General features: G+C 66.1%; 11 protein-coding genes. All 11 read left to right on the top strand.

The genetic code is table 11. From position 1 onward, the window contains the following. Positions 1-4: 4 nt before the first annotated feature. The 11 genes from ACGFMP_RS00775 to ACGFMP_RS00725 are packed head-to-tail and all read left to right on the top strand — an operon-like array spanning position 5 to position 16400. Positions 5-1993: a class I SAM-dependent DNA methyltransferase gene (locus ACGFMP_RS00775; protein ID WP_393669435.1), complete on the top strand. Its 1989-nt coding sequence runs from the start codon at positions 5-7 to the stop codon at positions 1991-1993. Continuing rightward, entirely contained in the window at positions 1983-3443 is a 1461-nt protein-coding gene (locus tag ACGFMP_RS00770) for a restriction endonuclease subunit S (protein WP_393669434.1), read from the top strand. Before ACGFMP_RS00775 ends, ACGFMP_RS00770 begins: the two co-directional genes overlap by 11 nt. Beyond that, on the top strand, positions 3440-3898 hold the full coding sequence (locus ACGFMP_RS00765; RefSeq protein ID WP_393669433.1) for a hypothetical protein: 459 nt from the start codon (positions 3440-3442) through the stop codon (positions 3896-3898). Before ACGFMP_RS00770 ends, ACGFMP_RS00765 begins: the two co-directional genes overlap by 4 nt. Then, positions 3895-5031 carry a serine/threonine-protein kinase gene (locus ACGFMP_RS00760; RefSeq protein WP_393669432.1) on the top strand — a complete coding sequence of 379 codons (1137 nt, stop codon included), beginning with the start codon at positions 3895-3897 and terminating at the stop codon, positions 5029-5031. Before ACGFMP_RS00765 ends, ACGFMP_RS00760 begins: the two co-directional genes overlap by 4 nt. Beyond that, entirely contained in the window at positions 5028-6254 is a 1227-nt protein-coding gene (locus ACGFMP_RS00755) for a hypothetical protein (RefSeq protein ID WP_393669431.1), read from the top strand. The genes ACGFMP_RS00760 and ACGFMP_RS00755 overlap by 4 nt, the downstream gene beginning before the upstream one ends. Continuing rightward, positions 6251-7978: a hypothetical protein gene (locus ACGFMP_RS00750; protein ID WP_393669430.1), complete on the top strand. Its 1728-nt coding sequence runs from the start codon at positions 6251-6253 to the stop codon at positions 7976-7978. Before ACGFMP_RS00755 ends, ACGFMP_RS00750 begins: the two co-directional genes overlap by 4 nt. Next, on the top strand, positions 7975-12054 hold the full coding sequence (locus tag ACGFMP_RS00745; protein WP_393669429.1) for a hypothetical protein: 4080 nt from the start codon (positions 7975-7977) through the stop codon (positions 12052-12054). Before ACGFMP_RS00750 ends, ACGFMP_RS00745 begins: the two co-directional genes overlap by 4 nt. After that, positions 12051-12959, top strand: a complete 909-nt coding sequence (locus ACGFMP_RS00740) for a hypothetical protein (protein WP_393669428.1) — start codon at positions 12051-12053, stop codon at positions 12957-12959. Before ACGFMP_RS00745 ends, ACGFMP_RS00740 begins: the two co-directional genes overlap by 4 nt. After that, positions 12956-14095: a hypothetical protein gene (locus tag ACGFMP_RS00735; protein WP_093716996.1), complete on the top strand. Its 1140-nt coding sequence runs from the start codon at positions 12956-12958 to the stop codon at positions 14093-14095. The genes ACGFMP_RS00740 and ACGFMP_RS00735 overlap by 4 nt, the downstream gene beginning before the upstream one ends. Before the next feature lie 2 nt (positions 14096-14097). Then, on the top strand, positions 14098-15792 hold the full coding sequence (locus tag ACGFMP_RS00730; RefSeq protein ID WP_393669427.1) for a helicase HerA-like domain-containing protein: 1695 nt from the start codon (positions 14098-14100) through the stop codon (positions 15790-15792). Beyond that, positions 15789-16400 carry a hypothetical protein gene (locus tag ACGFMP_RS00725; RefSeq protein ID WP_393669426.1) on the top strand — a complete coding sequence of 204 codons (612 nt, stop codon included), beginning with the start codon at positions 15789-15791 and terminating at the stop codon, positions 16398-16400. Before ACGFMP_RS00730 ends, ACGFMP_RS00725 begins: the two co-directional genes overlap by 4 nt. The last annotated feature ends 2 nt before the right edge of the window (positions 16401-16402 follow it).

Genomic DNA, 16402 nt, shown 5'->3' with positions numbered 1-16402 from the left:
ACCCATGGCCAAGAGGAAGAACACCACAGACGCGCTCCGCGATGGGGCGCGGGAAAAGCTCTCGCAGCTCGGCTACCAGCAGATCAAGGACGACTTCGCGCTCTTCGATCCGCTCGGCGACGGATCCATGTCGGCGACCGCCGAGCTTGTCGCGCTCGACGAGGACGAACCCGTCATCCTCTTCGCCAGCGGCGAGCCCGGCGATGCCTCGCGGCCTGCCGTGCAGGACGACGCGAAGTTCAAGGCCGGCCTCGGCGCCGCCGCCGGTAAGCCGTTTCGCTTCGTCTGGGTATGGGATGACGAGAACGACTTCATCTTCGACGTCGAGAAGGACGCGCAGGTCTCGGCGCTGCCGGCCCGGGACGAGTGGAAGACCGTCGCCCGGCCGATCTCCGAGTCCCGCACCCGGCTCGTGCAGGAGGTCTCGGCCGAGTACCACCGTGGCGACTTCCGGGCAATCCAGCGCAAGTTCGATCAGCTGCACGAGGCCATCTACTCGCGCGGCGGCGTCAAGCCCACCAATGCCGCTATCGACGAGCTCGGCAAGCTTCTCTTCCTCAAGGTCCACCTCGAGAAGGCGCCCGGCTATGTGCTCACGAGCGGCGCCGCGAAGGGCAAGCGGTTCGCCGACGTCTACTCGGCTAGCCACGTGCGGGAGCACAAGAAGGACGCGGTCATCCAGCTCAAGGACGCCTTCCGCGAGATCAACAACCTCCCGCAGTACAAGGCGACCGACATCACTGGCGAGGTGCACACGATCTTCTCGTACGACGAGCCGCTGCGTCTCGAGAACCCGGAGGTCCTCGCGCTCGCCATCGAGGCCCTCGAGCTTCGCGATCGTGAGGGCAAGCCCATCCGGCTCTCCGTGCCCGACCGCGAGCTCCTCGGCAACGGCGAGAAGGCCCGCGAGATGCGGGCGCACCTCATCCACGAAGACTTGCTGGGCTGGGCCTTCGACGTGTTCCTTCGCGGCAAGTACGCGAGCGACGAAGGGCTCGCGACCTACCTGACGCCTGGCCAGGTCGTGGAGTGCATGGCCCGCATGGTTTTCCACGACATCCTCGACGCGGACCTGTGGGCCCGACGGGGCGACGACGGACAACGCGAGCGCTGGAACCCCCAAACCGACGAGGAAGCCGCGCTCCCCGCCTTCCTCGTCGGCGACATCTGTTGCGGTACTGGGCGCTTCCCCATCGGCGCTCTGCGCGAGGTAAAGCGGCGCGTGCTCGACGACCGCCACGTCGGCCACTCCGACGACGACAAGCTGCGCTGGCTCTCGCAGATGAAGCGGCACAGCTTCTTCGGCGCCGACCAGGCCGCGGGATCGATCCAGAAGGCTCGCATCAACATGCTGCTGTACGGCGAGGACCACAGCCAGCTGCTGAAGGTCGACGACTCGCTTGTCGACCCGCATATCGATCGGCTCATCGGGAAGTTCGACGTCATCCTGACCAACCCGCCGTTCGGCTCCGGCAAGTACGACGATCCTCGCGGGCTGGCGCGCATGCGCGACGAGGCGCGCGGACTCGAGCTCGGTTGGTCGTGGACTCCCGGGAACCGGGCGAAGCGGAAGGAGCTCGCCAAGGCCGACCCGGCCTCGCTGTTCATCGACCGCAACCTGCAGCTCTTGAAGCCCGGCGGGCGGCTCCTGATCGTCCTGCCCGACGGCATCCTCTGCAACTCGGGGGACGCCTACATCCGCGAGTACTTGATGGGGACGAAGGACGAGGAGACGGGTGATTTTCTCGGCGGAAAGGCGATCGTGCGCGCCGTCGTAAGCCTGCCCACGGAGACCTTCTCCATCGCGGGCACGGGCGCCAAGACCAGCTTCCTTTACCTGCAGAAGAAGCGGCATCTGGCTGAGAAGCAGGGGCCGGTCTTCATGGCTGTCGCCGAGCACGTTGGCTACCTGAAGAAGGGCAAGACCGAAGTACCTGATCCGCAGGGAAACGACCTCGTCGCCGTTGCTGGAGCGTACGCTAATGGGCGCTAACCACGCATGGGTAGCGCCTGGTCAGCTCATCGGAGACTGGCTGAGTGCGCAGGCTCACCTGCCTCAGTACCTCCAGGCGCGTGCCCGCGTAGCGGGTGCTGCTCGCCGTGTAGTCCCGCTGGGGGATCTCTGTTCGCGGATCACTCAGGGGCCGAACCCGAAGTACACGAGCAACGACTACCCCTGCGTAATCACGCGGAACGTTGCTAACGATCAACTACAGATGAGCGGTTCGAACTGGGTGTCGGCCGATGAATTCAGCCGCCTGCAGCGGTTCAAGCTGCAACGTGGGGACATCCTTGTAACTCTCAAGGGGGCCGGTTCGACCGGCAAGGCGTGTGTGTTCGACACCGATGTTGAGGCAATCCACAGCCGAGAAGTAGGCGTGGTTCGGGTGTCCGACAGTACGTTGAATCCGCGGTTCCTGTGCGTGTACTTTCAGGGGCGGTTCGGTAGGCTTCTGTTCGATCAGGGCACCACGGGAAGTACGGGACAGCTGACGCTTTCCACGACTTATCTCAAGAGCTTGCCCGTCCCGCTCCCCGACCGTCGCATCCAGGACTACATCGGCGCGAAGGTCTTGTTGGCGGAGCGCTGTCGAAGCCGTTCGGCCAAGCTGCGAAGTCGGGCCATGGAACTCCTGGCCCAGAGCTGGGCCTGGGGCAACCGAGGCCCGGCCGAACTACAGGACAAGGCGGCAAGCCAGATCGCGCACACGGTTGAGCCGCGCATCTTCGAGGACCGCCTCGATCCGGAGTTCTACCGCCCGAGCTTTCTGGCCGTGGACGGATGGCTAGACGGCCAGCCGTGTTGGAGTCTCTCAGAGTTGGTGGAGGCACCGGTGAAGGGCGTGCAGCCGAGCTACGACCCCGACGGCTCCGTCCCCGCTCTGACGGTTACTCACGTAGACCCGTTCGTGCTGGACCGGAACGGGGCGAGTGGACTCGTTACTGACGCTTGGCTTTCGCGGAACGCCCGCGCTCGGATCGAAGCTGGCGAACTCCTCTACACCGTCACGGGCCCGCCGCTGGGCGAAACGGTCGTGGTTGAGGAGTTCCACCTCCCGGCAGCGGTGAACAGCCACGTCGCGCGAGTCGCCCTGCGACCACATTTCAATTTCCCCCACCTCGTGACCGGGATGCTGAACTCGCCACTCGGCCAGCTTCAAACCACCCGATATTCGAAAGGAATTCGACAGAAAGAGCTGTATCCTGTCGACTTTGCTCGCTTCCGGTTCCCGAAGCTGTCGTCGCAGACCTGCACTCGGCTCGAGAAGGACTTTGCGGCCTCATGCCGACTTGTCGAGGAGGCGAGGGTCCTCACGGAGCAGGCCAAGGCCGACGTCGAAGCGTTGATCGAGGGCACGCTCGATGTGCAGGCGATCCTCTCGGGGACAGTCAAGGCGCCGACCACAGACGACATCCCGGAGCTGGCGGAGGACGACGCATGAAGGTTCTCGGCATCGCTCCTAGCTCGACCGATTTCAAGTGGGCGCTCCTCGATGGCAGCCGAGCTCAACCCCGCGTTCTGCCGCTCCCGTCCACGTCGCAGAAGCTGCCCGTCGACGCGTGTGAGGGGCACGCGCTGGTGAGCCTTCGAAGGCTGCTCTCGACCTTCCTGGCGGAGCAGGGAGTAGAGCGAATCTGCGTACTGCAGGCCGGCTCCTCGCAGTTTCGAGGGCCGTCGGCCTCGCGCGTCAAGGCAGAGGGGATCGTCCAGCTGGTGGGTGCTGAGCTCGAGCTGACCGTCGACCTTGTCGCGCCGCAATCTCTCCGTGCGCAGGAGAAGCGCTTCGCGTCCATCACGTCTGCTTCTCCCGAGAACGTTTTGAATGGCGGCGCGGACTTCAAGCCGAAGACCTGGCGTGACGCGGTGCTCGTCGCGTGGTGGGGGCTCGACGAATGAGCACGACCCTTCAGGACGTCCAGCAGCTCATCGCTGCGACCGGGAAGTACAGGCTCGAGGCGGAGAACACCGAGGGCGCGAACGCGTACGCCTTTCGTGCGCATCACGTACCCCTCGACCTGCCGGTGTTCCTGAAGGTCCTCTATCCCGATCCGAGCGGTGACCTCTTCGCGGAGCCGCGCCTGCTCGTGGAGGCGACCAGGACCGAGGGCAACGAGAGCAACCTCGTGCGGGTCCACGACGCGCAGCGCCTCGGCGACGACTTCGTCCTCGTCGCCATGGAGTATGTCGGCGGCAGCAGCATCCTCTCGCGCCTGAGCGGTGGCCCGCTCCCGATGATGGAGGCCGTCCGCGCGGCGATTGGACTCCTCCACGGGCTCGCGCAGCTTCACCAGGCACTCCTCGTTCACCGGGACATCAAGCCCGCGAACGTGCTGATCTCGCAGCGTCACGGGCGCATCTGGCCGAAGATCACCGACTTCGGCTCGGTCGCACGACTCGCTCATGCGAGTGCGAGTGTGACCGCCTCGCGCCACAGCGCGCTCTACGTGCCGGTCGAGGGATGGGCGACGCCGAGCCGCTACGACGTGCGGTCGGACCTCTACCAGGTGGGCCTGGTGCTCTTCGAGATGGTGCACGGCGCTCTGCCGTACAACGACGACGCCTACCTGGACCGCGAGGCGAGGAAGGAGCTTCGCGAGTTGGCAGAGGCATCGGGCGGCTGCGTCGACGATTTCGACAGGCAGAAGGTGGTCGACCGTGCGCTGGTCCGGGCAGCGTCCGGCAAAGGCGTGATCTCCTTCGGGCGGACGCAGCCATACGTGCCCAAAAGCCTGGCGCGCATCATCAACAAGGCGGTCGCGCCCGACGCCGCCGCCCGATACCAGACGCCGTCCGAGATGATCGGCGATCTCGAGGCGCTCCGGCTGCCTGACTGGAGGCTAGCTCCCTGCGGTGAGCAGTACGCCGCCGACGGATGGTCGGGCTGGGACTGGAGCATAGGGAAGGGTCCGAAGAAGCCGGAGCAGTGGGTCGTCCTGCGCTCCCGTAAGGCGGCGACGAACTTCCGCCGCTGGGCCGCGGCCGACAGCGCGCGAGCGGCCTGTCAACTCGTCATGGAGGCTGCGGCATGAGTCTCCCCGCCCGCCCGAACGACGCGGTCACGCTCTTCGAGCATCTTGCCCAGTGGGGCGAGGTGTCGGCTTACGAGGCCGATGACCTCGGCGCTGGGCCGTGGGTCTCGGTGTTCGAGAACGCAGGTGCCCTCGAGGCGGTTCACGACGAGCACGGTCGTCCGGTGGCCTGGCACCTGACGCAGCCCTTCGTGCACCTCGTTGAGTGCGACGCGCAGCAGGCCGGCCGTCGTTTGTGCTTCGCGGTGCCCGAGTACCGCGCCTACCTGCTCAGCATCCTCGTCGAAGGGCTGGTCGATGCCGGCCGCACGGGCATGACCGTGGAGCTCGAAGAGTGGACGAAAGACGAGCTCGCGCCGCTGCTAGCTGAGCTCAACGCCTTCCTTGTGCCCCTTGAGGGCGACAAGCGTCTGGTCGATTTCACGTCGGCGGAGCTCGAGGCTCGCATGGCCGACCTCCTCGAGCGCTCGCGGCCGTTCGCCGCCTGGGACAGCTACACACTTGGACACTCCGCGCGTCCGAAGGGACTCTTCGAGTTCGCGCTGCGGCGCTTCGGCCCCGCCTGCGCGGCGCTGCCCGTCGCTGTCGAGAGCGCTGCGGTGCTGCGCCCTCTGCCGCTCAGTAGAGAGGACGGGTTCGGCCTTGGCAGCGCCTTTATTCCGCAGCCGTGGAACACGCAGCGCTTCGGCGTGCTGAGCGGCGCCCCGATCGTCGATGCGCGTGGCCAGCGCATGTTCGAGGAGGACGCGCCGCTGAACGAAGTGCTCGTCGAACATCTCCGCGATGCCGTGGTGAAGCACCCGTTCTACGCCGCGGTGATCCACCTGGGCATCTGCGCCTGGCGCTCGCCAGCGTCGACGATGCCCACCGTGGAACTCTACGTGCCCGCGTCTGGCGGCCTGCACGACGTCTCGGTGCTCGTGGGCTCGCGCGGGGTCGGCCGCGTGGCCGAGCTGCTCGGCGACCTCGTTCGCGCGCAGGGCTACGCACCCTTCGGCCTCGTCGACGGCCGTGTCTCCGACGAGCTCATGGGCAACCTGCTCCGGAACCTCCTCGAGCTTCGAATCCTGCGCCGCCAGGACGAGCTCCTGGTGCTCGGCGACGACTACCAGTCGTCACTGATGGCGGCGCGCCTGCGCACCGTGTTCCGGCCCGGCAAGGAGCTGCAGAAGCGCATCGTCGAGGAGCTCGCGCTGCGGGCGTCGGAGGGCGGTGCCGCATGAGGCCTCGCAAGGTCGACCTGGCAGTCGACTGGATGCGCAGCCAGCCGCGGCGGGCCTTCCACTACCGGGACGAGGTGTGGGCGGTGCTGGCGGAGCTCCATTCGGACGAGTTCGCCGTGAGTGACGATCGTAAGACGCCGTGGTTTTCGCTGCATCGAGACATGGCGCAGGACGCCCGTTTCCTTCGAGGTGACAAGGGGATGTTCGAGCTCGTCGAAGGTGCCATCGTTGAGGTCACCTCGGCCGAGGCGGGCGATGTGGCGGCGCTGATCCACGTCGATGGGGATATGGCGCATCTCGAGCTCGACCGCGCCGGGCGGGGCCCTCTGTGGCGCCACGTCCACTCGATGCTGGAGCAGGTCGGCTACTGGCCGGTGGGGGCCAGCACCCAGGATTCGCTCTGGGCCAGCGCTGTCCGACGTGCTGCGTCTGACCGACGACTACCAATCCAAGATCAAGGCTCATCCGGGACACCTGCAGAACCGGGGCGAAAAGCCCTACCGCGTTCGCCTGTCGCAGTTCCTGGCGACTTTCCACGGAGGACAGGCATGAACATGCCGTTGGTGCGTATCGCGCTCCCCAAACTGTTTCTATGGAGCGAGGCGGCTCGCATCCAGGAGTACCCGGAGGCGGCGGCCCGTGCCGAGCCAGGCCGCGTCTATTCACGGGCCGATCTCGAGCGCGTGGTCTTCGACATCGCTCCCACGATGCAGTTCAGGGGCGGGGCGCCGCGCGGCAAGGGGACCGACGGTGTCATCAACACGTACGGGATGGAGCGCAGCGGCGCCCGCTACCGCATCAACGGGATCAGCCTCTTCGAGCGGGTCGACAAGGGTCTCTGGGCCACCGCGGAAGGCGTCGCGCTGGGGAAGGCGTTTCGCGAGGCGGAGGCTGACGTCGGCTGGGCTCGCGCCCTCGCGAAGCAGCTGCTTCGACGTGAGCCTCGCACGCGCTTGGTGATCGGGCTTTGCCTTGCGGGCTGGCAGCTGGGAGTCGAGGCACCGGGCGGTATCCCCACGGGCGCGTTGTCGCTCACGTCGCCCGAGGGCGATGTCCTCGAGATCGCACAGCGCAACTGCGACGGCTTCAACACGCTGCTGCGCGACAACGCCGAGCTCGCCCTCGGGCCGTGTTGGCGCGCTGACCTTTCGGCTCTGGGCGAGACCGCGGCGGTCGTGTGGGAGGGCGTCCAGGGTGGAACACCCTCGACGAACGACCTCCCGACCGCGCTCAAGAAGGCCCTGGCCGTGTTCTTCCACATCCGAGCCTTCGATGGTGGTCCCTCGACCTGGGGCCTGGACGCCGGTGGACTCGCTGGTGCGCTGGCGGTGGAGAACCTCGTCGAGCTCGGATTCGAGGGAGCAGCGCCTGTGCGGCTGACCGACGACGAGGCGTTCGCGCGGGCGCTTCGCGATTGCGCGGACTCCGAGGACTTTCTCATCGTGAGTCAGCTCAGCGAGCGCTTCGGCGAGCTCCTTCAGGTGCCGGACGAGGATCGAGCCGTCGTCCTCGACAGCTACATCCGGACGGCGATGTACCACGAGCAGCTGCGATTGCTCGACCGCCACCCAGGACAGCCCCGCATGGGACGAGGGCTGTTCGGGGAGCCCGGCGCACGTCGCGTCCGCATCGACTTCACGCCCCTCTACAAGACCATGAAAGTCGAGACTGCGGAGCAGACCCCCACGGGTTCCTCCAGGGAGATGCAGGGAGAAGACCGATGATCATCACCAAACCGTGGGCCGCCAAGGGGGTCGCACTCTATCCGCCTTCCTTCTCCATGGTGGGCCAGAACCAGGTGTTCAACGCACTCCACCAATTCCGCCGATCTTTCTGGGACGGCGCCGCGAACGACATCGCCGGCTTCTTCATCGCGTTCGGCGACTGGGGTCTGGGCAAGACACGGCTTGGCTACGAGCTCATCGCGGAAGCGACGGGCCGCGTCGACCGGTGGCTACTCAACAAGAACGAGTACGTCATCCCGCCCTTCCATCAGCCAGACAAGAAGCCGCGTGTGCTCGAGCCGGCGCTGCAGGATGGCATCCTGCCGCTCTACATCCGCTACAGCACCGTGTGCGACGAGGCGCTCGACGCTGCGACGTGGGTGGCTCGCCTGGCGGTCGAAGCCCTGCGGCACACGTTGCGCGCCGACCCTGCCGCTGGCGGGCCGCGGGACCTCTACGAGGACCTCCAGGCGGCGATGCAGGCCAAGGGCGTGAACATGAAGGCGCTCTCGCTCGTCGAGGACGACACGCGATCGTTCGAGGACCGGCTTCGTGATGCGAAGAAGGTCTTGGGCGATGCTGGCCTGAACCACCTCTGGATCATCGTCGACGAGGTCGAGACGCCCGGTGACCTGAAACGGGGCCTTCGCGAGGACACGCAGACCAAGGTCGACGACGAGTACCTCCTGATGGTCTCGGAGGTCATCAAGCACGAGAACTGGCGAAACCAGCATCCGGACGTGAACTTTCTGCTGCTGTGCAGCGTGGGCATGCGCGACCAGATCCATATCGGTCCGAACCTGCGCCGAGCGAGCTCGGTCACGATCGAGCCGAACCAACTGACCGACGTGCAGAGCTACGTCGACCACATCAAGGGCGGCCTGGTCGACCCGCACGCCGTCGAGTACCCGGTGGGGACGCTCGAGGGCGCGTTCCTTTCGGCCAACCGGAACTTCGGCTGGCTGAACGTGATCATGTCGTCCATCCACGAGACGTACGCCCGGCACATGGAGCGCGGCTACCGCTCGAGTGCGTGGGAGCTCCTGAAGGACTTTGCCAAGACCGATGCCCGGGCCAAGCATATCTTCAACGACGACGCCGTCCTCCCCCTGCTCGGCAAGGTAACCGGGGTCCCCGAGCAGGAGCTGGAGCGGCTCGTGTACGGCCAGCTGCCGGCTCCGGTCGGCGGGGCGGCGAAGGCGGCGTTGACCGAGGAGATGGCCGATGCGCTGCTCGCCCACGAGGTCGCGGGCCGCGGACACGCCTTCGCGGAGCTCTTTCAGGTTCACATCGACGAGCGCGCGCTCGCGAACGAGCTGACCCGCCCCGAGTTCGGCTTCAAGGCGCAGGAAGGGAAGACGGATACGTACTTCACCCCGACCTGCGAGGTGTCCGTCGTCGGACTGCTCGAGGCATTGCGAGCGTTCTCCGTTGCGGTCGGGGGAGCCCCGGGCGCCGCTGGTGACTTCGTCGTCTACGCCGACCTGGAGAAATGGGGCGAGCAGCTGGCGGCGCTCTACCCGCGAGAGGGCATCGAGTTCGCGGCCGAGTCGCTCCACCGCATCTTCTCGAAGGCGGAGTACCGGGTCGACGGGACCCGGTTCATAGGGATGTCGTTCCGGCTTTGGCGCGAGTTCAACAAGCTCCTGGTCTCGGCGGCTGAGAGTGTTCGCTTCTTCAGGGACGGCAAGTACGAGGCTTCGCTCGACGAGTACGTCCGCGGCATCAGTCAGACGAAGGCGAAGCGCGGGACGGCGATCTGCCTTGGCCTCGCGAAGCTCCTCGACGACCACCTCAAGGATGAGGCCACCAAGCACATCTCGGGGCTCAAGGACGTTCCGCACAAGGCGCTCACCTCCGCGTTTGGCTCGCCGTCGCTCGACGGGCTTCGGGTCACGCCGGATGGTCGGTGCACGGTCGTGTACTGCCTGGACGCGCAACAGACCCTCGACAAGCTGCGCGCCTACATCGGCCTCGAGCGGGTCCACCCGATCCTCGTCCTGTTCCCGGCAGGCGCGGACGTGGCATCGTTCGAGCAGCAGCTCGATACGTCGCCGGCCCTTCGCCGCTGCGTACTGACGCGGCGCCTCGTGTCGCAGGAGGAGGAGTTCCTTCTCAAGTACTCGGGCCGGGGCTCCGCCTACAACGCCCACGAGGCACGCCTGAGCAAAGTCGCGAAGGGGCTCGAGGGTTCCTACCGCGACGAGTGGCAGGCGAAGAGCCGGGAGTGGGCGAACGGCCTCCGCAAGACCGGCTACCTCCTCGCTCCCATCTGGAGCCGCAAGACCGGCAGCAGCACAGCCGATTTCGCGAAGGGCTACCGCTACATGTTGGCGAACGACTGCTCGCTCGATGCAGCCGTCGACACGGCCGGCGGACCCCTGAATAACGTGGAGTTCGAAAACTGCCGGCAGGCGGCGAAGAAAAACATCGATCCACCTGTGGCGTGGAAGTACGGCGACCTCCTCGGCGTGCTGACGACCGACGGCAGCCTGCTTCCGAAGGTGCCCCGGTGCTTCTTCGCGCTCCTCCAAGAGCTCAAGACGCAGTCGGCGGTGAGCAAGCTCGCCAACAGCTTCTTTTTCGCGGTGCCCGACAGCGAGATGAAGGCACCGCAGCAGCTCGAGCAGATCCTCGAAGTGCTCATCGGCATCGGGCTCGTCCGTAAGAAGAACGACCTCTACAAGGCCGTCGACCGGACGATGCTCGAGAGCCGCCGCCAGTCGGCGTCGACCTGGCTCGAAGGGGAGTGCAAGGACTTGGTCAAGACGCTCACCGACCTGTTCCCGACGCAGGCCAGCATTCTGCTGAACAACAACTATCCCACGGCCAAGCAGCAGCTGGTGACGGCGGAAAGGAAGATCCAGCAGGTGAGCTCGGACCACCTGACCGCTGACATCGACAGCCTGACCGAGAGATCGCTCAAGACGGTCGTCGCTCAGGTCCTGGACATCGAGGAGCGCATCCTCGGTGTGTGCCCGCTTGAGATAGGCGAGACGACGCTCCACTTCGACTGCTCGCCGCCGCGAATCCCGTTCTACGAGACCCGGTATTCGACGCTCTCGCTGTGGGAGCGCGTCACCTTCCTGGCGTGGCTGAAGAAGACGTTCCTGGCTACTCGGGACGAGATGATCGAGGAGATCGACCATCTGCTAGGCGAGGCGGCCACGCTCGATGAGGCCGAGGGCCACCCGTTCCCCATCGCCCCGGTCACGCTGCCGCTCAAGGCCATCAAGTCCGAGCTCGAGAACGCAGTGAAAGGGCCCGCCGCGGCAGGCACGCAGACGCGGATGGCGACGATCCCGGTCGCGTCCTACACGCTGATGATCGACCAGTACCTGGTCAACTCGCAGTACGAACACTCGTGGAAGCGCATGGACGCGCTGAGGGACCTGATCAGCAAGGAGCAGCCCGGTAGCTTCTTCGCGCAGTTCAAGAAGCTCCATGAGCAGTGGGCGAAGGCGGTCAAGGACTACAAGGCCGCCGCCTCCGCGTGGCAGTCGCTGGGCGACTTCACGGCCGACGCTCCGCAACTGGTGCAGGCATCGCTCAACCCGCTCAAGCTCGAGGTCCAGAAGTTCCGCGGCCTCGTGGAGGGAGGCCTGAAGCAGCAGGTGCAATCGCTGATCGATCAAGTGGCAGAGACCGAGCTCTTGAAGAGTCTGGAGACCGAGGTCGTCGCGACCGCCCAAGCGGTCCAGCGGCTCCCGCAGCAGGTCACAGAGAAGCTCGACGAGCTCAAGACGGAACTCCGGCAGGTGATCCGTGAGAAGGAACTGCGCGCGCTCAACCGGGTCCTGAAGTCGAACCGGAAGCCCGCCAAGGCGGAGCCGACGCCGGCTGCGACTTTCGGGGCCACGAAGGCGCGCTACGAGGCGTTCAACAGCGAGGTCTCCCAGGAGGGCGCAGGCTTCTTTGAGGGCGCTGGCAAGGGCGTCCACTTCGGTCTGTGGGTCGATATCTCCGGCGACCTGGAGGCCGGCGCCTACGACGAAGACCACCACCCGGACCACGCCGACGCGATTCGCGAGCTCAAGGAGATGAAGCTCATCCGCTCGAAGCTGGAGCTCCGATGAAAGCGCGCATCGTCGAGGCACAGGCTGACCTGTTCGAGATCGGCGTCCTCTCGCAGACGGCAGAGGTCGAGAGCGTTCCCATGGATCGGCTCCTGGCTGATCCGTCGGGGCCTCCGCTCGTCGTCGTCGGTGGGTTGCTGGATGCCGAGCGGCTCGTCGACATGCGCAAGCTATCGTCCGCGCTCGCGCGGTCGCGGGTCGCCGTCATCGTCGTGCCGCCGTTCACGGATCTGGACCTCGGCCGCTACTTCGAGACGCCGGTCCAGCTGGGAGCCCGACGCCGCGCCGCGGATTCGGCTGCTCGCATGACCGACGGTGCGCTCGAGGAGGTCCTCGGCGGAGAGGTGAAGGTCCGGTCGGACCACTTCTTCGACACAGTGCTCGGCGCAGGCGTGCTCGCCGTGGATGCCCAGAACAAGCCCGTGCTCCTCCGGTACCAGGCAACCAACACCGCGGGTCCGGTGTTCTTCTCCGCGCTCCAGCTGCTTACCTACACGGCGCTGACCGACGAGGCGCATCGCCAGAGCCTGCTTGGGCACCTCTTGTCGTGGCCTCCGTCGGTCACGGCGGAGGCCAGGGAGATCGCACGGCAGGGGTCCAACCCGCTGAAGGCCGAGACAGTCGGCGAAGGGGTGCTCGTCCCCGTTGCGCTGCTCCTTGCGGCCGGCGGCCCACAGACAGCGGAGCTCCTGCGATCTCGAGCCGGGGCGCTCCTTGGCGTGGACCTGAGCGCCAATGACGTCGGTCGAGCCCTCGAGGAGCTCACGCGTCAGGGGCTCGCGGCCTCCGGTGCGTCGGCACCGAGCGATCGCGGGGCTCTCGTCCGGTTTCTCGAGGAGCGCGGGATGCACGCGTACCTGCGTGAGCTCGGGGCACTGCTTGCCTCAGAGGAGACGACGACATGAAGAGCATCGAGCTGGCTCGCGCACTCGCCGCGGCAATGAGCCTGCGGCTTCCCGGCACCGCCGGGAAGATCGCCAACAAGATGCGGTACATCGACTCGAAGGCTCCGCTCTTCGTGCGTGGCGGCATCATCCGCAGCGTCGAGTCGCGCCGGTTCGATCGCGTCTACGCCGTCGGCGTTTCCTCCAAGAGCCGGAGCATGCCCGCCCTGGGCGGCATTCTCTATGGAGCTGCAGCGCTCCGTCATGACATCGTCGTGTCTGGCAACCAGGTGACGGAGGGCTTCCAGGACAGCCGCGTCGACATCAACGACATGAACTTCCTGGACGCGTCCGAGCGACTTGCATGGAAGGAGTACGTCCTCGTCTACCAGCTCCTGACGGACCTGCTGGATTCGGATACGAAACCGGATGTCATCTTCGTCGACATCCCGCTCCTTGTCCCGCGTGCCGAGCAGAGTCTCAGCCTCGCCGAGCCCGACGTCGAGGAGGAGTGGTGCGAGCTGATCGAGGTGATGGAGGCGTTCTGGCAGCGGTTCCTGCCGTCCATCTACCCGAACGACCCGAACGGTCCGTTCCTCGTCTCGCTTCAGTCGCGCCGCGACCTCAACGCCGCCGTCTTGAACGCGCTCCGTGAGAAGGGATCGGCGGGTTCCCCCGAGGCGATCGGCAGCGAAGCGCTGGACCTCGTGCAAGTTGAGTGGGTGCAGCTGCGGCGGGTCGGTATTCTCCGCTTTCTCCGTGGTGCCCTGCGCGCAGGGCATCGGACGGCCGCCTATTACTACGAAGCGCTGGGACGCCAGATGAAGCGCTTCGAGCCTCGGACGGTCGCGAACCACGGGCTCATCGGCTTCCACATCCAGGTCGGCCTCAGAACGCCGATCTGGAAGATCGAGACCGTCGGTGCTCCGGGGCAGTGGGACTCCGAGGCCCTCGACAGGCTGGCCAGCATCACCGCCTTCCTGACGCTGAACGACAACCCGCGGATGAAGCCGCTGCCGCTCTGGTACGCCGAACAGCTCGTGATGATGCCGCGCGAGGTCCTGTCCGGCTACCTTCGTTCGACCCTGGGCATGCTCAAGGACCGTGCCGTTGATCGAGCCTGGCTCGAGGGCGTCGACACCATGGATGAGGAGTGAGCATGTTCCGAGACGACGAGAACTACATTGGCAAGCTGGTCGGCAACACCGGGGAACCCAATAGGCTGACGATCGCGCTGCGTACGAGCTTCTCGGCGCGGCGTGGGGAGTTCGTGCGGGTCGCGCACCAGGAGCGCGAGTCGGAATCGCTGCTCGACGTGCTGGGCCGCATCGTGGGGCTCTCGCGGTCGAACATCCTGTTCAGCCCAGCGCTCGGCGAAGGGATCAGTGAAGTCGAGCTGCTGCCGCAGTCGCGGCTCTCGGGCGAGACCGTGTATGCGACGCTCGAGCTGGTCGGCTACAAGGATCCGTTCACCGGCGAGATCCGGATACCCCGACGGCCCCTGACGCCGGGGACGAAGGTTTACGGAGTCGACTACGCGTTCCTCACGAGCTTCTACGAGTTTTCAGAGGACACCAGCATCCATCTGGGCAACCTCGTCGGCTATGAGAAGGGCGAGAACATCGTCCCCGTCTTCCTCGACGCGAACACCTTGGTGACCGAGCACCTCGCCGTGCTTGCGATGACCGGCTCGGGGAAGAGCTACACCGTCGGGCGCGTCATCGAGCGGCTGGTCTCGCAGCTCAACGCGTCGGTCGTGGTCTTCGACCCGCACGGCGAGTACGGCAAGGCCTTCCGAACCGGCAAGCTCAACTTCAACGACCGGCTCGACAAGGTCGAGGATCCTCGGGACCGGCAGAAGCTCGCCGAGATCCAAGATGCCCTCCAGCAGCTGCAGGACCGCGGGGGCGGCATCAAGGTCTACACGCCGCAGCTGCGGAGCTTCGACGAGAAGTACGCGGGGAAGAACATGCGCCTCGCTCTTCAGCTCGACCACTTCGACGTGGACGAGTTCTCCGGGGTGCTCCCTGGACTGACGGAGCCGCAGCAGCGCGTGCTCGACGTCGCACTCCGCTACTGGAAGGAGAACATCGACGAGCCTCGCGACATCCAGGAGCTCTTCGCGGTCCTCGATGATCTCGACCGCCTGAAGGAGTGGGTGACGGAGTCCGGCAGCCAGGGCGAGGCCAACGCGCTCCGCGGAGGGAGCGCCAACATCGCCGCCATCCGCCTTCGGCGCATGATCAACGAGGCGCAGAGCTTCTATTCGCGCGCGGCCGGTGAGCCGTTCGACGTCTACGAGATGGTCGGCGACGACAATGCCGAGGCCGGACGGCTCTGCGTCATCGACCTCCAAGGGCTCTCGAACACGGCGCGGCAGGTCATCGTCGCGCTCATCTCGAGTGAGCTGATGAAGGCGGCGGCCGACAAGCAGCGCCCGACCCGACCGGTGTTCATTGTCTACGAGGAGGGGCATAACTTCGCGCCGGCCGGCGAGGCTGCGATCTCGAAGAACATCATCAAGCGCATCGCGGCCGAGGGCCGGAAGTTCGGCGTGGGCTTCGCCATCGTCAGCCAGCGCCCGAGCAAGCTCGACTCCGACGTGACGAGTCAGTGCAACACCATCGTCGCGATGCGCATCAAGAACCCGGACGACCAGCGGTTCATCCAGAAGACCTCCGACTACTTCTCTGCAGCGGACCTGGCGGAGCTCCCGACGCTGTCGACCGGTGAGGCGCTGATCTGCGGACGGGCGATCATCGCGCCGCTCGTCGTGAAAGTCGGCACCAAGGCGCTCGTCCACGGCGGTGAGTCACCGCGCGTGTGCGAGCGCTGGGGGAGGTCGGGAGGATGATAGGTGACCGCTGGACATCACCGGCGGACCTGGTGTTCGACGGGCTCACCAACCGCCAACTGATGGTCGAGCACTTCCCGATGCTGCTCTCGGGGATCCCGGACATCGGGCTCACGGTGCACTCGCACTTCCTCACGGTCCTGGCCACCGCGGGACAGTCGCAGGGCTACGCCGCCGTGGTGGAGTGCCCGATCTGGTGGGCCCGCGACAACGGCCTCGGAGACGTGCGCGCGGACTCCGTGTGGTTCGAGAAGCACTCGGGCGAAGCCTCGCTCGCGTTCGAATTCGAGAGGTTCGAGCGCGGTGACGAGGGGAAGCTGAGGGGCAAGGTCGAGAACCTCGCGATCGCGTCGACCACGTCCCCGAGCTTGAAGCTGTGTGTCCTGATCTACTGGGTTCGCAGCGGCTCGGCTCCGCGCAGCATGGACGCCATCATTGCAACTTACCGTGAAGGGTTCAGGCGTCGTGGCAGTGACGTGGGCCCGGCACGGACACCGCTGATGATCATCAAGTGCGTGATGCGCCCCGCTCCCGGTTCCGAACGTCTCGTGTTCGGCGAGTTCCTGCGCGACGAGCGCAATGAGCGGCTCGCCTTGGGGAGGGCGTAGCC

It is taken from the genome of Streptomyces sp. NPDC049040 (assembly GCF_043197715.1).
Classification (GTDB): domain Bacteria; phylum Actinomycetota; class Actinomycetes; order Streptomycetales; family Streptomycetaceae; genus Actinacidiphila.
The sequence above is the reverse complement of the archived record's forward strand: the minus strand, read 5'-3'. Positions and strand labels throughout refer to the sequence as shown.